Origin of the sequence: Sphingobacterium sp. UBA6320, assembly GCF_002440335.1 — a bacterium.
In the GTDB taxonomy this organism is placed as follows: domain Bacteria; phylum Bacteroidota; class Bacteroidia; order Sphingobacteriales; family Sphingobacteriaceae; genus Sphingobacterium.
This window is the reverse complement of sequence record NZ_DJTA01000005.1, coordinates 96552-115442: the sequence shown is the minus strand read 5'-3', so window position 1 is coordinate 115442 and position 18891 is coordinate 96552. Positions and strand designations below refer to the sequence as shown.

Annotated in this window: 19 protein-coding genes; 13 read left to right on the top strand and 6 right to left on the bottom strand. The window is 36.6% G+C overall.

All coding sequences use genetic code 11. From position 1 onward, the window contains the following. Window positions 1–64 precede the first annotated feature (64 nt). The 3 genes from ybaK (at window position 65) to B3P23_RS02000 (ending at window position 3087) form a co-directional block, all read left to right on the top strand. Window positions 65–541, top strand: coding sequence for a Cys-tRNA(Pro) deacylase (gene ybaK, locus B3P23_RS02010; protein WP_293924110.1), 477 nt, complete (start codon window positions 65–67; stop codon window positions 539–541). Window positions 542–734: 193 nt separating this feature from the next. Next, complete coding sequence (locus B3P23_RS02005; RefSeq protein WP_293924108.1) at window positions 735–1928, top strand: dicarboxylate/amino acid:cation symporter; 1194 nt, start codon at window positions 735–737, stop codon at window positions 1926–1928. Window positions 1929–2268: 340 nt separating this feature from the next. Continuing rightward, window positions 2269–3087: a ZIP family metal transporter gene (locus B3P23_RS02000; RefSeq protein WP_094771377.1), complete on the top strand. Its 819-nt coding sequence runs from the start codon at window positions 2269–2271 to the stop codon at window positions 3085–3087. Window positions 3088–3480: 393 nt separating this feature from the next. Here B3P23_RS02000 and B3P23_RS01995 read toward each other — a convergent pair whose 3' ends face one another. Both B3P23_RS01995 and B3P23_RS01990 read right to left on the bottom strand, forming a co-directional pair. Then, complete coding sequence (locus tag B3P23_RS01995) at window positions 3481–4830, bottom strand: acyl-CoA dehydrogenase family protein (protein ID WP_293924106.1); 1350 nt, start codon at window positions 4828–4830, stop codon at window positions 3481–3483. 222 nt (window positions 4831–5052) lie between these two features. Then, window positions 5053–5316 carry a hypothetical protein gene (locus B3P23_RS01990; protein ID WP_248755731.1) on the bottom strand — a complete coding sequence of 88 codons (264 nt, stop codon included), beginning with the start codon at window positions 5314–5316 and terminating at the stop codon, window positions 5053–5055. A gap of 125 nt (window positions 5317–5441) precedes the next feature. Between B3P23_RS01990 and B3P23_RS01985 the strand changes: the two genes are divergently transcribed. From B3P23_RS01985 to B3P23_RS01940, 10 genes are all read left to right on the top strand, one after another. Beyond that, window positions 5442–5660, top strand: a complete 219-nt coding sequence (locus B3P23_RS01985; RefSeq protein WP_094771375.1) for a hypothetical protein — start codon at window positions 5442–5444, stop codon at window positions 5658–5660. Window positions 5661–5786: 126 nt separating this feature from the next. Beyond that, the gene (gene purB / locus B3P23_RS01980) at window positions 5787–7136 is read left to right on the top strand and encodes an adenylosuccinate lyase (RefSeq protein WP_045753005.1); all 1350 of its coding nucleotides are present in this window, start codon (window positions 5787–5789) and stop codon (window positions 7134–7136) included. 74 nt (window positions 7137–7210) lie between these two features. Beyond that, the gene (locus B3P23_RS01975; protein WP_045753006.1) at window positions 7211–7765 is read left to right on the top strand and encodes a NifU family protein; all 555 of its coding nucleotides are present in this window, start codon (window positions 7211–7213) and stop codon (window positions 7763–7765) included. A 362-nt stretch (window positions 7766–8127) separates the two neighbouring features. Continuing rightward, window positions 8128–8976, top strand: a complete 849-nt coding sequence (locus B3P23_RS01970) for a transketolase (RefSeq protein WP_293924100.1) — start codon at window positions 8128–8130, stop codon at window positions 8974–8976. 114 nt (window positions 8977–9090) lie between these two features. After that, window positions 9091–10044 carry a transketolase family protein gene (locus tag B3P23_RS01965; RefSeq protein ID WP_045753007.1) on the top strand — a complete coding sequence of 318 codons (954 nt, stop codon included), beginning with the start codon at window positions 9091–9093 and terminating at the stop codon, window positions 10042–10044. Between the two features lie 25 nt (window positions 10045–10069). After that, entirely contained in the window at window positions 10070–10615 is a 546-nt protein-coding gene (locus tag B3P23_RS01960; RefSeq protein ID WP_094771427.1) for an RNA polymerase sigma factor, read from the top strand. 34 nt (window positions 10616–10649) lie between these two features. Then, the gene (locus B3P23_RS01955; protein ID WP_045753008.1) at window positions 10650–11483 is read left to right on the top strand and encodes a hypothetical protein; all 834 of its coding nucleotides are present in this window, start codon (window positions 10650–10652) and stop codon (window positions 11481–11483) included. 23 nt (window positions 11484–11506) lie between these two features. Continuing rightward, window positions 11507–11911: a hypothetical protein gene (locus tag B3P23_RS01950; RefSeq protein ID WP_228115940.1), complete on the top strand. Its 405-nt coding sequence runs from the start codon at window positions 11507–11509 to the stop codon at window positions 11909–11911. A 56-nt stretch (window positions 11912–11967) separates the two neighbouring features. Further along, window positions 11968–13155 carry an aspartate aminotransferase family protein gene (locus tag B3P23_RS01945; RefSeq protein WP_248755729.1) on the top strand — a complete coding sequence of 396 codons (1188 nt, stop codon included), beginning with the start codon at window positions 11968–11970 and terminating at the stop codon, window positions 13153–13155. A gap of 36 nt (window positions 13156–13191) precedes the next feature. Then, window positions 13192–13953: an SGNH/GDSL hydrolase family protein gene (locus B3P23_RS01940; RefSeq protein WP_045753011.1), complete on the top strand. Its 762-nt coding sequence runs from the start codon at window positions 13192–13194 to the stop codon at window positions 13951–13953. Between the two features lie 52 nt (window positions 13954–14005). Here the strand turns inward: B3P23_RS01940 and B3P23_RS01935 are convergent, their stop codons facing one another. The 4 genes from B3P23_RS01935 to B3P23_RS01920 all read right to left on the bottom strand — a co-directional run bounded on the left by B3P23_RS01935 (window position 14006) and on the right by B3P23_RS01920 (window position 18865). Next, window positions 14006–15208: an MFS transporter gene (locus B3P23_RS01935; RefSeq protein ID WP_045753012.1), complete on the bottom strand. Its 1203-nt coding sequence runs from the start codon at window positions 15206–15208 to the stop codon at window positions 14006–14008. A 45-nt stretch (window positions 15209–15253) separates the two neighbouring features. Beyond that, window positions 15254–16441 (bottom strand): class I SAM-dependent rRNA methyltransferase, encoded by a 1188-nt coding sequence (locus tag B3P23_RS01930; RefSeq protein ID WP_045753013.1) that lies wholly within the window; start codon window positions 16439–16441, stop codon window positions 15254–15256. A 128-nt stretch (window positions 16442–16569) separates the two neighbouring features. Then, window positions 16570–17877, bottom strand: a complete 1308-nt coding sequence (gene thrC / locus B3P23_RS01925; protein ID WP_293924092.1) for a threonine synthase — start codon at window positions 17875–17877, stop codon at window positions 16570–16572. Window positions 17878–17884: 7 nt separating this feature from the next. Next, window positions 17885–18865, bottom strand: a complete 981-nt coding sequence (locus tag B3P23_RS01920; protein ID WP_293924090.1) for a homoserine kinase — start codon at window positions 18863–18865, stop codon at window positions 17885–17887. Window positions 18866–18891: the final 26 nt, after the last annotated feature.

Below are 18891 nucleotides of genomic sequence, written 5' to 3'. Positions count from 1 at the left end.
ATCGTTACATTCATTTTTTATTACATGGCGCTTATTAGATTATAGAAAAACACATCTCAAAGAAATGGTAAAAACTAACGCTGCTCGCATCCTCGACAACCTGGACATTACTTATGAATTAAAGACTTATGAAGTAAAAGATGAGCACCAAAGTGCAACGGAAGTGGCGAAAACTTTAGGAATTCGAGTAGAAATGATCTACAAGACCCTAGTGCTAACTGGACAGAAAGATCCCTATATCGTCGCTGTTATACCAGGAAATGCACAGGTAGACTTAAAAAAATTAGCTCATATCTCTGGTAATAAAAAATGTGAAATGCTCCCGATGAAAGACCTGCAGCATGTAACGGGCTATATCAGAGGTGGCTGTTCTCCTATAGGAATGAAAAAAGCATTTCCAACATACCTAGAAGAACTCGCCTCCTTAGAAAATAAAATAATCATTAGCGCCGGCAAAAAGGGCCTACAGATTGAAATCAACCCCCATGACTTGATCAAAGTAACACATGCTAATTTTGCTGATATCATCTGTATCGCCTAATGCAATTCAACTGTATAAAAATACAAAAAAAATATTGAAGGATTTCATTTTAAGCCTATAATAGCAACCAATATCGACCACTCATTCCAAAAAGAATAGCAACCTTTTCAATTATAAATTCCTATTTTCGTGACTTCGCCTTTGATTTCTACAACAGGAAAACGGGATAAATGAATATATAATTATGAATCAAATGAAAAAAATTACGGAGAATCTTCTTTTTAAAGTAATCATTGCTATTATTTCTGGAATTCTACTAGGGCTCTATCTTCCTGAATCATTAGGGCGCATATTGATAACATATAACTTTCTCTTTGACCAATTTTTGAAATTTTTGATCCCATTGATTATCGTTGGATTAATTATCCCATCAATTGCCCAACTTGGAAAAACTGCAGGAAAACTATTACTAACGACTGTACTGATCGCATACGGATCTACGTTATTTGCCGGACTTTTTTCATACACAGTCAGTATGAGCATATTTCCATCTTTGCTCCAAAATCAGATCAATACCGAGCTCATTACCGAAAGCACGAAAACACTTAGCCCATATTTTACCATTGAATTTCCACCGCTATTTGATGTCATGTCTGCATTGGTGCTTGCATTCTGTATTGGCATCGGTTTATCAAAATTGGAAAACTCGGCATTAGAAAAAGTATTTATTGATTTTGAAAAAGTGATCAGTTTTATCATTGAAAAAATGATCATACCACTACTCCCCTTTTTTATTCTTGGTATTTTTTACGATATGACTTATACCGGTAAAGTATTCACGATATTACATGTCTTTATTAAAATCATCGGTATTATATTCGTCATTCATATTCTTTTACTTGTCATTCAATTTATCATAGCAGGTATAGCTTCTAAACAAAATCCATTCAAATTATTGATCGGTATGCTACCTGCTTATTTCACTGCCTTAGGAACACAATCTTCCGCAGCAACGATTCCCGTAACGCTAAAACAAGCAAAAAAACTAGGTGTTGATGAGGATATTGCCAATTTCAGTATCCCTTTATGCGCGACAATACATCTTGCGGGTAGCACACTAAAAATAGTTGCATGTGTACTTGCACTCATGATGATGCAAGGCATTCCTATAGATTTTGTACAAATGATGGGATTTATCTGTATGCTGGGGGTCACGATGATTGCAGCTCCAGGTGTACCAGGTGGAGCCATTATGGCGGCTATAGGCATTATCGGCAGTATGCTTGGATTCAATGCTGAAAATCAAGCTTTAATGATAGCTTTATACATCGCCATGGATAGTTTCGGTACTGCCTGCAACGTAACTGGAGACGGCGCAATAGCAATTGTATTAAATACCATTTTTAAAAAAGGAAAAATAGACCAAGCACAGGAAGCAGCTGCTTAAAAAAGCAACTCGGTCAAAACGTGGGACATGGATATTTTAAAAATCAATTCAACACAATGAGACCTCTAAAGGTAATGCAATTGCATGCTAATAATAGCTGAATTAATTATTATTAGCACAAACTAACAAAAATGTTAGAAATATATTTGTTAGTTCAATCTAACTTATTACTTTTGTTAAATACCATCTCGGACTTATTATATTTTTAAGCTTGAAGTTTTAAAACACAGTTAAACTAAAATGTCCAGCAAAATCAATAGATTTTCGCCTTGTTAAAGCGCTGTTGCACCCATAAACGAATAGATCTTAAGATGGATAAAATAAAGAATTAGCATATACTATGATTGAATCAATTATCTCCTACCTTGAAAGCATCGACCCGATTTTAGCAGCTTTGTATGCAACATTGTTTACTTGGCTAGTGACTGCTTTAGGAGCTGCCTTTGTGTTTCTTTTTAAAGAAATGAATAAGAATGTGCTGGACGGCATGCTGGGATTTACGGGCGGGGTTATGGTAGCTGCAAGTGTCTGGAGCCTTCTCATACCGGCGATCGACATGAGTGAGGGAACAGGTTTTATACAAGTTGTCCCAGCTGTCGTTGGATTTCTCATCGGTGCCGCATTCCTATTTAGCATAGACAAGGTTTTACCGCATCTACATATCAATTTTAAGAAAGTAGAGGGTGTAAAGACCCCATGGCAGAAAACGACGCTAATGATTTTAGCCATTACACTTCACAATATTCCTGAGGGACTTGCCGTGGGTGTCCTTTTTGGGAGTGTTGCAGCAGGTGTTCCAGAAGCGACAATTGCAGGCGCAGTTATACTGGCAATAGGAATCGGACTGCAAAATTTCCCAGAAGGTATTGCTGTCGCTATGCCTTTAAGAAGAATGGGACTGAGCAGACGTAAAAGTTTTTTCTACGGACAAGCATCGGCAATCGTAGAACCTATTGCTGGTGTTTTAGGAGCAATGGCTGTAGTCACCTTTACTCCGATACTTCCATACGCACTGGCATTTGCGGCAGGAGCCATGATTTTTGTCGTAGTAGAAGAAGTAATTCCAGAAGCACAACAAAATAAAAATTCAGATATTGCAACAATAGGATTTATTGGAGGATTTATTTTAATGATGACATTGGATGTCGCTTTAGGATAATAATGTCCTGCGTATACAGAAATGACCAACCATTATTTCAGGCAGAAATTTGTTTTTAATTAAAGATTTGTAATAAAATCGACACGATCTACAGAAAATGAACATCATTCAAGGAGTCCTTATCTAAATCGTACATCTGTCAATAAAAAAAGATCAGAGCTTATTAGCCTGATCTTTTTTTATTGATAGAGAATCGCCTAAGTACGCAATCATATAACATTTCTAATCCAAGAACAAATGTGTACAGCCTGATTCTCACTTTCTTTCAGTATTTCTATTTTTTGACAAAAGAATGCAGACTGACAAATTTTACAATTCAATTATACCTAGCAAACTTTTAAGCAATCACAAAAACACTAAAATTATTTTAAGTTTTATTTCATAAATAATGTGTTAGACAAATGCACTGAAACCCGTTATGCTTCGCCCTACAATTAGAGAATTAATTTCTTTTGTTCCTTCATAAGAATATATTGCTTCGGCATCGGCCAAAAATCGAGCAACATTATATTCTAATAAAATTCCATTTCCGCCCATTACTTCTCGTGCTTTGGATACAATATCTCGTGTTCTTAATGAACAAAAAACTTTAGCTAGAGAAGCATGTTCATCTTTTAAATCACCGTTATCTTGCATTTCAGATAAACGATAAACTAAGGTTTGCATTGCCGTTAAATTAGAGAGCATTTCGACCAAATGGTTTTGAATCAATTGAAATGAGGCAATCGGTTTTCCAAATTGTTCACGCTTGCGCGTATAATCAAGTGCATTTTCATAAGCTCCTCTTGCACAACCCACTGCCATCCAAGCCACACCCGCTCTTGTCATCTGCAACACTTTAGCTGTGTCTTTGAAACTATTGGCGTTTTGCAATCGGTCGGATTCTGGTACCACACAATCAGTCAACGTAATCAAGCCATTCTGAACAATACGCAGTGCCATCTTTCCTTTTATCTTTTCTACGGCAAAACCTGGATTTTCCTTACGCACGATAAAACCCTTCACCTGTCCATCATCCAGATCTCGTGCCCAAATAATGGTGATATCTGAAAAAGTACTATTTCCAATCCACTTCTTTTGTCCATTCAAAACCCAACCAGATTCGGTTTTTTTACAGGTACAAGTCAATCCTCCTGCCGCACCGGATCCGACTTCGGGCTCTGTTAAACCAAAAGCACCAATAACTTTCATCTGCTGCATACGCGGCAACCATTCTTCTTTTTGCGCTTCTGAACCACAAATATAAATAGAGCCCATAGCTAAGCCACTTTGCACACCGAAAAATGTCGCTATCGATGCATCTACTCGAGCGATCTCTGCAGCGATCACTCCCTCCATCAAAGAGCTCCCGCCTGCACAACCATAGCCCTCATAGGTATATCCGCAAATATTTAATGCCGCAAACTTTTCAATAATTTCAAACGGAAACTCATCTCTTAACCAATAATTATTAACAATAGGGCTGATTTCTTTCTCCATAAAATCACGCACTTTCAGTTGGATGATCTTGTCTTTAGTAGATAACTTATCTTCAATATGATAGAAATCTCCGTTAATAGGAGGCAACTCTTTTTTCTTACCGGATGCGGTTAGCAGCTTCATCGCTCCCCTCAACTGATGATCGTCCATCTTGGATACCGCATTCAATACCTGACCTAAATCAATTTTTTGAGAAATTTCGTTCAGTTTTTCTAAATCAACGACCTTCAAGAGGTCTAAAATATTTTTCATTTTATCAAACATAGTCTCCTTCTTTAAAATTAACTGTCAACAATTTGTCTCTTCAATATACGGTATTTAAAATAAAAAGTTCTTTCAACAGAAAATCAACAGATAAATTACAAAAAACATAAAATATAAATAACTGATAATCAACGTATAAATATTTAATAAAAAAATAATCCATTTTGAAGGTTACCTTTTATCATTCTAAGTATTAATGTTTAAATAACAATTTTGTTTCCATTAATTTAGAAAAATCAAAATGAAAAATTCATTCAAATTCGCTTTCTTAGGATTAGCTTTAACTGTAGCTTTCGCTTCTTGTGGTGGTGCTGAAACTAAAACTAACGCTTCTGCTGATTCTGCTGCTGCTTTAGTTGATTCTGCTGCTACTGTATTAGATTCAGCTGCTAACAAAGTTGACTCTGCTGCTGCAAAAGTTGATTCTGCTGCTGCGAAAGTTGATTCTGCTGTTACTAAAAAATAATTTAGTACTGTTGACAACATAAAAGCTTACATTTTAGTGATGTAAGCTTTCTTTTAAAAAAAAATAAAAATAAATGGGTTACCTTTTCATATTTAAGGTATAAACCTATGAATAAAAAAATTTAATAAAATTTAATAACATCAAAATGAAAAATTCATTCAAATTCGCTTTCTTAGGATTAGCTTTAACTGTAGCTTTCGCTTCTTGTAATGGTACTGCTAACAAATCAGAAACTACTTCTGATTCATTAGCTATTGATTCAGCTAACACTGTTATTGATTCAGCTAACACAGCTATCGATTCAGCTAAAACTGTAGTTGATTCAGCTAAAGTTGCTATTGATTCAGCAAAAGCTGCTCACTAATTTCAGGGAACTGATTTTAAAAATATTAAAAGCTCCACTTGTTGGAGCTTTTTTTTGTTATATACCTCTGATTTAAATTGATAAGCTCCCCTCATTTTTTTACCTTTGCACAAACAAAAACGTATTATGGCCTTATCATCACTTACCGCCGTATCTCCAGTAGACGGTCGTTATCATAACGCAACTCAAGAATTAGGGGCTTATTTTTCAGAATTTGCCTTAATCAAATATCGAGTTTTAGTAGAAGTTGAATATTTCATCGCACTTTCTGAATCAGGAATTGAACAATTAAGTCATTTTGATGGCTCGTTAAATGAAAAATTACGTGACCTTTATAGAAATTTTACAGAAGAAGATGCAACTTGGATTAAAAATACTGAAAAAGTAACTAACCATGATGTAAAAGCAGTTGAATACTTCTTGAAAGATAAATTTGAAAAATTAGGATTGCATGATTCTTTGGAATTTATCCACTTTGGATTGACTTCACAAGATATCAATAACACAGCAATCCCATATTCATGGAAAGATGCTATTGCACATGTTTACACACCTGCGATTGAAGAATTGATTCAAGAATTAACACAATTGTCTACAGATTGGTCAAACGTATCCATGTTGGCACGTACGCATGGTCAACCCGCTTCCCCAACGCGCTTGGGTAAAGAAATTAAAGTTTTTGTAGAACGTATTGAACGTCAGTTTGAGCAACTGAAAGCAGTGCCTTACTCGGCCAAATTTGGTGGAGCAACGGGTAATTTTAATGCGCACCATGTCGCATATCCACAAACCGACTGGGTCGCTTTTGGAAATAAATTTGTCAATGAATCACTTGGTTTGAGCCGTTCGCAAACAACCACTCAAATTGAACATTATGATAACTTTGCTGCAAGTTGTGATGCATTCAAACGTATTAATACAATTCTGATCGACTTGTGTCGCGATATCTGGACCTATGTATCCATGGAGTATTTTAAGCAAAAAATTACAGCTGGTCAAATAGGATCTTCAGCGATGCCGCATAAAGTCAATCCTATTGATTTCGAAAATGCTGAAGGAAACTTAGGGATTGCAAATGCACTATTTGAACATTTAGCTGCAAAATTGCCGATCTCTCGTTTACAACGTGATTTAACAGACTCAACCGTATTACGTAATATTGGTGTTCCATTTGCGCATACGTTAATAGCAATAAAATCTACATTACGAGGTCTACGCAAATTGATTTTAAATGAAACTGCGCTACAGGCGGATCTTAATAACAATTGGGCTGTCGTTGCTGAAGCGATACAAACAGTGTTGAGAAGAGAAGGATATCCAAAACCTTACGAGGCTTTAAAAGATCTGACACGTACCAATACGCACGTAACGGAAGTTACTATAGCCGAATTTGTGGACAACTTAAAGGTGACAGACCAAGTAAAGGCAGAATTAAAATCAATCAGCCCTGCTAACTATACCGGTGTAAGTCTATAAGCTTTTACGCTTTAATGACTAACATCACCTGATATTTAGCTTATATTTGTTTTTTGAAATAGACACTGATTAATATGGCAACAATTAACGTATATACAGAATCCACTCCGAATCCATCTACGATGAAATTTTTGGTCAATAAATTGTTGATCAACGGTAGTTTGGATTATCCGGATAAGGATAAAGCACAAGAATCTGCTTTCGCAAAGGAATTATTTAAATTTAACTTTGTAAACGGCGTATTTTTCGCAAGTAATTTTGTGACCATTACGAAGAGTGATGATGCTGAGTGGACTGATATCGAAGCGCTATTAAAAGACTTCATAAAAGGTGCTATAGAATCTGAACTTGCTGTAAAACCAATCGAACATACAGAGGATGTTACTTTTGAAGGGTCGGATATCGAAATCAAGATCCAACAGGTATTGCATGATTATGTACGTCCTGCAGTAGAGCAAGATGGTGGTGCTATTGCATACAAATCATTTGATAGTGGTATTGTGACAGTAGAGCTACGGGGATCATGTAGTGGTTGCCCTTCTTCAAGTATCACCTTAAAATCTGGTATAGAAGGTTTATTAAAACGTATGGTGCCAGAAGTTGAAGAAGTTGTTGCTGAATCGATGTAAGTATAAAACGATATCAAATATAAAGCCGTTCCATCTTGTGAACGGCTTTTTTTATGGATTGAAAATACCTTTGGACACCTCTCCCTTGCGCTAATTTTAACCGCCATATATTGGGCTCGGATATGAACAAAAGAAATCATATGGAGGAAGAAATCAAGAAAATCCCAATCAAAGTTATTCCATGGACATTTTTTTGGAAGACTTTTTAATGCCATGTTTTCAAAAAAAATATATGTTGTTCTTATAGGGATCCAGAAGACGTTATTTGAATAGCTATTTTATCCTTAAAATTTACAATTTATAACCCCTACTCTGTTAAAAATGACTAACTTTACGGCTAATTGTGAAATCAATATATTAAAATGAGTGCAGATATCAATAAACTAGAACAAATTGCATCACAAGTAAGACGTGACATCGTACGCATGGTACATGCTTGTCAATCTGGCCACCCAGGTGGATCATTAGGTTGTACGGACTACTTAGTTGCTCTTTATTTCAATGCAATGAAACGTAATCCATCTTTTGATATGGATGGCATCGGTGAAGATTTATTTTTCTTATCAAATGGTCACATTTCGCCCGTTTTCTACAGTACACTTGCACGTGCAGGATACTTTGAAGTAAGCGAATTAGCTACTTTCAGAAAAATCAATTCTCGTCTTCAAGGACACCCGACTACTCACGAAGGTCTTCCTGGAATTCGTATTGCTTCTGGATCTTTAGGTCAGGGACTTTCTGCTGCAATTGGTGCTGCTCAAGCTAAAAAATTAAACAAAGACACAAATTTAGTGTATGTTTTAATGGGTGATGGTGAATTGCAAGAAGGTCAAGTTTGGGAAGCAGCAATGTATGCTCCTCATAATAAAGTAGACAATCTGATTGCAGCGGTTGATTATAATCGTGCTCAAATTGATGGTTCTACAGATCAAGTTCTTTCATTAGGCGATCTTCGCGCGAAATGGGAAGCTTTTGGATGGGATGTACTAGAAGTAGCAAAAGGTAATGATATGACCTCTGTAGTTGCTGGACTTGAAGAAGCGAAATCGCATACAGGTAAAGGTAAACCGATTATTATATTATTACATACTGAAATGGGTAATGGTGTTGATTTCATGATGGGATCTCACAAATGGCACGGTGTTGCTCCAAACAATGATCAATTGGCTTCGGCTTTAGGTCAGTTAACAGAAACTTTGGGCGATTATTAATTATATTAGATATTAGTATTTAAGACATTAGTATTTAGAAATTGACCATCAAACGTCATTAAAAAAAATCTATATACTACCTATTCCATACTAACTACTCCATACTAGTAAAAAATGAAAAAATATACTTTCACAGAATCAAAAGATACCCGTTCAGGATTTGGTGCTGGATTATTAGAAGCAGGTAAACAAAACGAAAATGTTGTTGCTTTATGTGCTGATTTAATCGGTTCATTAAAAATGAACGATTTTATAAATGAATTCCCAGAGCGTTTTTTCCAAATTGGTATTGCTGAAGCAAACATGATGGGAATTGCTGCTGGTTTGACAATTGGTGGTAAAATTCCTTTTACAGGTACATTTGCCAACTTCTCGACGGGTCGCGTTTACGATCAAATTCGTCAATCTATTGCATATTCAGACAAAAATGTTAAAATAGCTGCTTCACACGCTGGATTAACATTGGGTGAAGATGGTGCTACTCACCAAATATTAGAAGATATCGGTTTGATGAAAATGTTACCAGGCATGACAGTGATCAATCCTTGTGATTTCAATCAAACTAAAGCTGCAACAATTGCTGCTGCAAAATTTGAAGGTCCTGTTTACTTACGTTTTGGACGTCCTGTTGTTCCTAACTTTACCCCTGCTGATCAAGAGTTTGTAATCGGAAAAGCGGTAACATTAAATGAAGGAACTGACGTAACGATTATCGCTACAGGTCATTTGGTATGGGAAGCAATCCAAGCTGGTGAGCAATTAGCAGAATTGGGCATTGATGCTGAGATCATCAACATCCACACGATCAAACCATTGGATGAAGAGGCGATCTTAAAATCTGTTGCTAAAACAAAATGTGTAGTAACTGCTGAAGAACACAATCGTTTAGGCGGTTTGGGTGACAGTGTTGCTCAAGTATTAGCGAAAAACTTACCAAGTCCACAAGAATTTGTTGCAGTTGATGATAGCTTCGGTGAATCAGGTACTCCCGCTCAATTAATGGAAAAATATGGTTTGAATGCTGCTGCAATTGTTGCGGCTGCACAACGTGTTATTAATAGAAAATAAAAAACAACGATCACAACGTCACTATATGGAAGATGCTTTAATTATTTCAAAATTTGCTAACGAAAGTACGCGTGAAGAAGCATTTAATCATCTGCTGACTAAATATCAGCAAAAAATATATTGGCATGTGAGAAGAATGGTCATTGATCATGATGATGCGGATGATGTTGTACAAGACATATTTATCAAAGTATGGCGCAATTTGGCAAACTTCAGAGAGGATTCCCAATTGTATACATGGCTTTACCGCATCGCAACCAATGAATGTATCACATTCTTGAATAAGAAAAAACTGAAGCAGAACGTATCGTTGGATGACGATAGTTCTGCTTATTTAGCTGACTCTTTATCAAGTGGTAGTTACTTTAGTGGTGATAAAGCACAAATGAAATTGCAACAAGCTTTATTAACATTACCAGAAAAGCAAAAACTTGTTTTCAACATGAAATACTTCGATGATATGAAATATGATGAGATCTCACAAGTATTAGGAACAAGTGTCGGTGCCTTAAAAGCATCGTATCATTTAGCAGTAAAAAAAATAGAAGCTTTTTTTCATAACAACGATTAAACCTTTTTTGATTAAGATACTCTAATGATTTACTATGAAGGAAAATAACACATATCATGAGGGAATGGAAGCCAATAATCTACCCGATTCACTACGTGTAAATCCTTTTGATGTGCCTGAAGGATACTTTAAAGATCTCCATGAGTCTCTAATTTCCCAGGTCAAATTGGAATCATTACAGAAAAAAAATCTCGATGTACCTGTTGGCTATTTTGAAAAACTTCAACAAAATATTTTAAGTAAAGTATCTGAAGAAAAATTAAAAGATCAGGTTAAAACCGATGGTTTTAGTCATCCAGATCATTACTTTTCTTCTTTACAAAATGATATATTAATAAAAGTAGCGGAAGATAACTTAAAATCGAAAGTAACTCAAGATGGATTTGTAACCCCGTCTTTATATTTCAATGAATTCAATGATCAACTATCCGCTAAAATAACTACGGACAATTTAAGGCAAATCGTTTCTACAGATGGCTTTGAAGCTCCTAAGGGTTATTTTGAAGCATTAAATGCTACAATTACTAAAACGATTCGTGCAGATTTGGATTTAGATATTCCTGTTGAGACTTCTACTGTTCGTTCTATCAAAAGAAAAATTTCTTGGAACAAATATGCGGTAGCTGCATCTCTGGCAGCCGTTTTAAGTATAGGTGGTTACTTTGGAATACAAAATAACAACGTTCAAGATGAACAAAAAAACCTGAGTCATGTTTCTGATCAGGAAATTATTAATTACTTGGCACAAACAGGAAATAGTGACGATCTACTCTATGTTGCTAAATATATCGACGATGAAGATATAGTAGGAACAAATAGTAAAGTTAAGGACGAAGATATTGAGGATTATCTTAAATATACGTTATAATGATGTCGAAAATTAAGAATATAATGATCATATTTTGTTTCTGTATCATAGGTTTATCAACAACTTATGCACAGGACAATGAACGTTTTCAAATCATTGAAAATGAAAAAATTGCTTTTATTACAAGAGAGCTAAATTTATCACGCAAAGAAGCTCAAGATTTTTTTCCTATTTATAATGAATACTCCAAGGAGATGTGGAGCGTTAAAAAAGCTAAAACGGGAAACAGTCCTTCCCGAAATAATCTAAGAGGAGGGTCTCGAGATGTCATCGCTTATGATGCCAAAGAATTGGAGATCAAGAAAAATTACCGTGAGAAATTTTCTAAAGTTATTGGAACTTCGCGATCCTCTCAATTTTTTCAAGTAGAGCAGGAGTTCCGAGAATATTTGATCAAATCTCTCAATAATCGAAAAAACAATAATTAATACGCATATGAGAAGAAGTCCAAAAGACTTCTTCTTTTTTTTAAACAAATCATAAGATGCTAAATAACCGCCAACTTTTTCTTCTCAATACCGCTCAGACATCTAATTCACCTAGAATGATTGAAATAGCTAAAGCAGAAGGAGTTTATTTATATGGACCCAATGGTGAAGAATATATGGACTTGGTGTCTGGTTTCAATGTCAGTAATATTGGACATAGAAATCCTAAGGTAATCCAAGCGATCCAACAACAACTGGAGAAGTACCTACATGTGACTGTATATGGTGAATTTGTACAAGCCCCACAAGTTGAATTTGCAAGCGATTTATTAGCCGTTCTTCCAAAACACTTTGAATCCGTATATTTTACAAATTCAGGAGCTGAAGCTGTTGAAGGAAGCATGAAGGTCGCAAAGCGTTTTACAGGTAGAAGACAAATTATCGCTGCAAAAAAAGCGTACCATGGTAGTACACAAGGAGCCTTAAGTCTTATCGGTAATGAAGAATACCATACGGCTTATGCACCGCTACTTCCGGAGATTGAATTCATAACTTTCAATGATATCGCAGACCTAGCGCATATTACAGATAAAACGGCCGCAGTCATTATTGAAGCCATTCAAGGAGAAGCTGGAGTACGTGTACCAGATGTTGCCTATATGCAGGCTTTACGTAAACGATGCGATGAAACAGGAGCATTACTGGTATTCGATGAAATCCAAACTGGCTTTGGTAGAACCGGCAGATTATTTGCTTTTGAACACTATGGTATAGTTCCTGATATTTTAATGCTTGCCAAAGGTATTGGCGGTGGCATGCCACTAGGTGCATTTGTAGCAGCTAAGCAGGTGATGGATGTGATCAAAGATAATCCTATGCTGGGCCATATTACGACCTTTGGTGGACACCCCGTAAGTTGTGCGGCAGCAAAAGCTTCTTTAGAAGTAATCCTAGAAGATCAATTAGTGGAACAAGTAGCTGAAAAGGAACAATTATTTAGAAACCTCCTGCAACATCCTAAAATTAAAGAAATTAGAGGTAAAGGATTGATGATGTGCCTGCAGCTTGAAAACTTTGAACAAGTATATAATGTCAGCAATTATTGTGCACAACAAGGAATCATGATTGATTGGTATCTACACTGTGAAACAGCGTTGCGCGTCGCTCCCCCTTTGACCATTTCAAACGAAGAAATTGAGAAGGCATGTAAAATTATCCTTGACGGTATTGAAAAGTATGGTTAGTTTTTTTATATTTAAGCTATCAACGTATAACCAAATATGAAAACTAATAGGAGATCATTTATTACCAAAAGTATTGTTGGCGCCACCTTATTAACGAACGCTAATTTGTTTTCTGCTCAGGCTGAAAGTATGACCAGTTTAAAGAAATCAAAAAAGATTACTATAAATCAGAACGATATTATCCTATTTCAGGGAGACTCGATCACCGATAATGGTCGAGATCGAAACAATAAAAATGTGAATGATAATGGTGCCCTAGGATCAGGTTATGTCAATCTTGCTGCTGCAAGTCTGCTTGAAAAATATGCGGACAAAAATCTAAAAATATACAATCGCGGTATCAGTGGCAACCGAGTACCTGACTTGCAAAATAGATGGCAGCAAGATACCATCGATCTTCAACCTACTATTTTAAGTATCTTGATTGGGGTGAATGATTTTTGGAGAACAAAAGATAGTGGAGCAACAAATACACCTGAACTGTTTAAAAAACAATATCAAGATTTATTGCAACAAACACTATCCAAATTACCTCAAGTGAAATTGATCATTGGAGAACCATTTGGAGTAAAAGATGTAAAACATGTTACTGACGATTGGTATCCAGACTTCTTAGCTTATCAAAATGCTTGTGTTGAGATTTCCAAAGAATTTGATGCGGCACTAATTTCGTACCAATCGATTTTTGATCAAGCACAGCGTAAAGCTTCTGGATCTTATTGGACAACAGACGGTGTCCATACTTCATTGGCAGGCGCTAGTCTAATGGCCAAGGGTTGGCTTGATGTTATAAAATAAATAAAGCGCTCTATAGAGCGCTTTATTTATTTTATATAACTGCTAAGCTGATTTACAAAACTTCTTTATATGGAGTCTTTTGCAGATTGGGCAAGAAATAGGCAACTACACCTATCAAAGGCAAATAAGAACAGATATGATAAATAAACTCAATCGATGTGTGATCGGCCTGCCATCCTAACAATGCAGAACCTAAACCTCCCATACCAAAAGCAAAACCATAGAACAATCCAGATACCATACCTAATTTCTTGGGCAACAACTCCTGTGCATACACAATAATGGCAGGAAAAGCGGAAGACAAAATTAAACCAATAATCACAACTAAAACCCCTGTCATGGTATAATCAACATAAGGCAGCAGTAAAGAAAATGGTGCTACTCCCAATACCGAAAACCATATGACGTATTTCCTTCCAAAACGATCGCCAAATAAACCACCTAATAAGGTGCCAGCTGCGACAGCAATTAAGAAGTAAAATAAATATACTTGTGCTTGAATCTCTGTTATACCGAACTTTTCCATGGTATAAAACTGAAAGTAATTGGTAATACTAGCAATATAAAAATACTTAGAAATAATTAATAGCATCAATATAATAACAGTTGACACCACTCGGGCTTCCGAGAGATCAGGTATTTTGATAGCATTTAAAGCATTTTTGGCTCTATTTTTCAGCCTCCTACTATACCAGTTTCCAATGTAAAACGAAACAACCTGACCGATAAGCCCAATCGCACAAAACCAAGCAATAGAAGACTGTCCTTTTGGTAAAACCAAATAAGCAACAATAATAGGAGCTAATGCTGTTCCTGCATTTCCTCCTATCTGAAAAATCGACTGCGCCATACTTCGTTTACCTCCTGATGCCATATAGGCCACACGTGAGGATTCAGGATGAAAGATAGATGATCCTATTCCAACTAGAAATACAGCACATAAAATCAGTGCGTAGCTAGGTGCATAAGCAAACAGCGCCATACCCGCAATTGAAAAGGTCATACCGATAATTTGGGAATAAGGAATCGGATTTTTATCGGTAAAAGAACCAACGACAGGTTGGAAAATCGATGCTGCAATTTGATACACAAATGTGATCATACCAATTTGTGAAAAACTTAATTGATGTTCTTCTTTCAATAAGGGATAAACTGATGGAATGACTCCCTGAATCAAGTCATTTAATAAATGTGCAAAACTAACTGCGAGTAAAATAGAAAACTCAGGTCTGATCTTATTATTTTGTACTTCCATAACGTAAAAAAGAGGTCCCTCATATTAGAAACCTCTTTTGTTTTTTTAAATAACTCTTACTAATAATCCTTTTAAATATTCCCCTTCTGGGAATGATGCTCTCACCGGATGATCATCTGGTTGATGAAATTGTCTGATAAATTGTATTTCTTTGCCCGCATCCAATGCTGCCCATGCCAATACTTGTTTAAAAGTATCGATATCCATGGCTGAAGAACATGAAAAAGTGGCCAATAAGCCTCCTGATTCTAAAAGCAATAAACCTCTCCGATTAAGATCCTTATATGCACGTGATGCACGTTCCAGTGAAGATCTGGAAGGAGCATATTTTGGTGGATCTAAGACAATGACATCAAATTTTTGATGCTCTTCAGCAAAAACTTTCAATTGCTTATTCACATCCGACTGGATCGCGATATGGTTCTCTTCACTATAGCCATTTAACAGTATATTGCGTCTTAACGTTTCAATCGCTAAAGCAGAGCTGTCTACAGATGTAACACTTGCCGCACCTTCATGGAAAGCATTTAACGTAAAACCTCCTGAATAACAAAAGCAATCCAAGACCTTTTTACCTTTCACATATTGAGCTGTTAACGCCCTATTCTCTCGTTGGTCACAATAAAAACCTGATTTTTGGCCATCAATAATATTGACCTGATAACGGATACCATTTTCAATAATTTCTACAAATTCAGGAGGGAGTTCACCAAAAAGTAAACCATTTGTATCGGGCAATCCCTCATGTTCACGCGACTTCAGATCTGAACGCTCATATATTCCCTTAGGACTTAATAATGTATTAAGTTCATCTATAACCACATCCTTGATTTTTTCAATACCAGCTGCATGCACCTGTATTGAAATAAAATCAGCATACTTATCGACAATCAATCCCGGCACAAAATCTGCTTCAGCAAAGATCAACCTTGCCGTATCATTCTTTCCCTCAATTAATAAATGGCGGCGTGCGTCTACAGCTTTTTGAATACGCTTTCTCCACCATTGTTCGTTGATTTGCTGATCAGGGTGCCATTCTAATAAACGAACAGCTACACGAGATGAATCGTGAAAAAGTCCGAAAGCAATAAACTCATTTTCTGCATTAAAAACAGTAACAACATCCCCATTATCGGGTGTACCATCTATCCGTTTTATTGCACCAGAAAACACCCAAGGATGAAGTTGCCAAGCTGCCTTATCTTTCCCCTTATTCAGAATAATTTTTTTCATCGCAACAAAAGTACAGGTTTTCAAGTTATTTGAAACATCTTGCTAATTAAATTTATCAGAAAATTAAATCCAAATTCATCACGAAGAGCATGTGAATTGAAAAGGCCCATCTCAATGGGCCTTTTCAATTATTTATGCGTAATTAAGTAATTCTTAAAAACAGCATAATCAGCAGAAAAAGCTTCTACAACTTTAGGTTTGTTGTGTAACTGTTCTACCCCTACAGGCAATTTAATTTTACTGAATACCTGCTCAGAAATAGCATCCGGAAATTTACAAGGATGCGCTGTGGATAAAAACACCGATCCATAAGAACCTGGATATTCGCCGCGGTAGGCTTGTGAACCTAACCAAGCAATAGCGGTATGTGGGCAAGCAACATAATGATAAGTATGATGTAACTGTTCCATAGCAGCCTTAGTTTCCTTATCCGTATAGGTATAAGTAGTGATCATGCTCTTTAAGTCATCGAGATTATTATCAAATAAATCTTGAATACGAACCCAATTACTAGGATCACCAACATCCATAGCATTGGCTAATGTTTGTACAGATGGCTTGGGTTCATATTTTCCAGATTTAATAAAACGGGGCACGGTATCGTTCGCATTGGTAGCAGCAACAAACTGCTCGACCGGAAGACCCATCTTGAAAGCCAATAACCCGGCACCGATATTACCAAAGTTACCACTTGGAACCGTAAAGACAACTCGATCTGAACCCTGTGCCTTCAACTGTGCATAAGCATAAAAATAGTAAAATGTCTGTGGGATCAAACGTGCGATATTAATGGAATTAGCGGAAGTTAATCTCAGATGTTCATTAAGCTCCGGATCGTTGAAAGCACGTTTAACCAATGCTTGACAATCATCAAACGTTCCATCAATTTCAATGGCTCTTATATTCTGTCCATTGGTGGTCAACTGTAATTCCTGAATTTCAGAAACCTTACCTTTTGGATATAAGATGGTGACACGTGTACCTGCTACCCCCAAGAAACCTAACGCAACGGCTCCACCCGTATCTCCAGATGTCGCGACCAGAACATCCAATAAAGCATCATCTACACCCGAAAAATAAGCCATTACACGACTCATAAACCGAGCTCCAAAATCTTTAAAGGCGTACGAAGGACCGTGAAATAGTTCTAATACCGCAGTATCTGGGCTCAAAAACTTGACAGGTGCTTCAAAATTAATAGCATCCGCGATAATATCCCTCAACACATCTGCAGGAATATCATCTTCAATAAAAGCCTGCGCTACTGTAAATGCAATTTCCTGCAGCGAATATTGCTGTATATTTTTTATAAAATAAGGATCCAGTTGAGGAATGGCCTCAGGCATATAAAGTCCTTTATCGGCAGGCAATGAATTAAAAACTGCTTCTTTGAAAGAAACACGTAATGCTTTATTATTGGTACTGTAAAATTTCATAATAATCTTAATTTAATACTTTAGGGCCATCAACATTTACACCCGATACATAACCATAACTTTCAATTTCTGATTCGGAGAGATGCGCTTTAATCTGATCAACAATCTGCTTAGCAACCTCCTTATCTCGTGTAATAGCTACAACTGAAGGTCCAGAACCCGATATTCCAAAACTCAACGCACCATTTTCTAATGCAATTTGCTTCATCTCATAAAACTGAGGGATCAAGATCGCTCGTGTTGGCTCGATGAGTACATCCTGCATACTTCGCGATATGAGATCATAATCATTTTTAAACAATCCTGCTATTAGTCCTGCAATATTTCCCCATTGGATGACGGCATCTTTTAACAGCACCTTTTCTTTAATCAGTTGACGCGCATCACGTGTGGGAACATCAACCTGCGGAAACACCACAGCAGCAACAAGTTCTTCTGGTACAGGTAAAGGAATTAGATCCAATGGGTCATGTCCTCTGATCAATGTAATGCCACCAAATAACGAAGGCGCTACATTATCTGCATGACCATGTCCACATGCCAGTCGTTCGCCTTCCACACAAAAAGGCAATAGTTCTTCTTTTGAAAGTGGATCACCCAACATTTTATTAATAGCAAATAGACCTGCAACGGTACTTGCCGCACTTGATCCCAAACCTGATCCTATAGGCATATGTTTATGCAGTTCTATTTCCACTCCCACCTCATCATGTAACTCCAGATGCTGCAGTAGAAACTGTACACATGCAGACACTGTATTTTTGTCTGCATCCATAGGAAGACGACCGTCATCACCCGTAATTTTAGTGATGACAACACCTGCAGTACTTTTTCTCCGCATGATTACTTCATCTCCTGGTTCATCTAAAGCGAACCCCAAAATATCAAAACCACAAATCATATTCGCTACGGTTGCTGGAGCGAAAACATGAACGTGATCCAACATATTATCCAGATTTATCTTTTTCTTCGATAGAGAAGTTTTCATATTTAATTTTTATGACTGTTATCCAA

What these genes read in the sequence shown, in the direction of transcription:
- B3P23_RS01940 (WP_045753011.1), top strand. Translation starts at nt 13,192, where the DNA reads ATGAAAACTAATAGGAGATCATTTATTACCAAAAGTATTGTTGGCGCC.
- purB (WP_045753005.1), top strand. Translation starts at nt 5,787, where the DNA reads ATGGCCTTATCATCACTTACCGCCGTATCTCCAGTAGACGGTCGTTAT.
- B3P23_RS01955 (WP_045753008.1), top strand. Translation starts at nt 10,650, where the DNA reads ATGAAGGAAAATAACACATATCATGAGGGAATGGAAGCCAATAATCTA.
- thrC (WP_293924092.1), bottom strand. Translation starts at nt 17,877, where the DNA reads ATGAAATTTTACAGTACCAATAATAAAGCATTACGTGTTTCTTTCAAA.
- B3P23_RS01995 (WP_293924106.1), bottom strand. Translation starts at nt 4,830, where the DNA reads ATGTTTGATAAAATGAAAAATATTTTAGACCTCTTGAAGGTCGTTGAT.
- B3P23_RS01945 (WP_248755729.1), top strand. Translation starts at nt 11,968, where the DNA reads ATGCTAAATAACCGCCAACTTTTTCTTCTCAATACCGCTCAGACATCT.
- B3P23_RS01970 (WP_293924100.1), top strand. Translation starts at nt 8,128, where the DNA reads ATGAGTGCAGATATCAATAAACTAGAACAAATTGCATCACAAGTAAGA.
- B3P23_RS01930 (WP_045753013.1), bottom strand. Translation starts at nt 16,441, where the DNA reads ATGAAAAAAATTATTCTGAATAAGGGGAAAGATAAGGCAGCTTGGCAA.
- B3P23_RS01990 (WP_248755731.1), bottom strand. Translation starts at nt 5,316, where the DNA reads ATGTTGTCAACAGTACTAAATTATTTTTTAGTAACAGCAGAATCAACT.
- B3P23_RS02000 (WP_094771377.1), top strand. Translation starts at nt 2,269, where the DNA reads ATGATTGAATCAATTATCTCCTACCTTGAAAGCATCGACCCGATTTTA.
- ybaK (WP_293924110.1), top strand. Translation starts at nt 65, where the DNA reads ATGGTAAAAACTAACGCTGCTCGCATCCTCGACAACCTGGACATTACT.
- B3P23_RS01985 (WP_094771375.1), top strand. Translation starts at nt 5,442, where the DNA reads ATGAAAAATTCATTCAAATTCGCTTTCTTAGGATTAGCTTTAACTGTA.
- B3P23_RS01920 (WP_293924090.1), bottom strand. Translation starts at nt 18,865, where the DNA reads ATGAAAACTTCTCTATCGAAGAAAAAGATAAATCTGGATAATATGTTG.
- B3P23_RS01960 (WP_094771427.1), top strand. Translation starts at nt 10,070, where the DNA reads ATGGAAGATGCTTTAATTATTTCAAAATTTGCTAACGAAAGTACGCGT.
- B3P23_RS02005 (WP_293924108.1), top strand. Translation starts at nt 735, where the DNA reads ATGAAAAAAATTACGGAGAATCTTCTTTTTAAAGTAATCATTGCTATT.
- B3P23_RS01950 (WP_228115940.1), top strand. Translation starts at nt 11,507, where the DNA reads ATGATCATATTTTGTTTCTGTATCATAGGTTTATCAACAACTTATGCA.
- B3P23_RS01935 (WP_045753012.1), bottom strand. Translation starts at nt 15,208, where the DNA reads ATGGAAGTACAAAATAATAAGATCAGACCTGAGTTTTCTATTTTACTC.
- B3P23_RS01975 (WP_045753006.1), top strand. Translation starts at nt 7,211, where the DNA reads ATGGCAACAATTAACGTATATACAGAATCCACTCCGAATCCATCTACG.
- B3P23_RS01965 (WP_045753007.1), top strand. Translation starts at nt 9,091, where the DNA reads ATGAAAAAATATACTTTCACAGAATCAAAAGATACCCGTTCAGGATTT.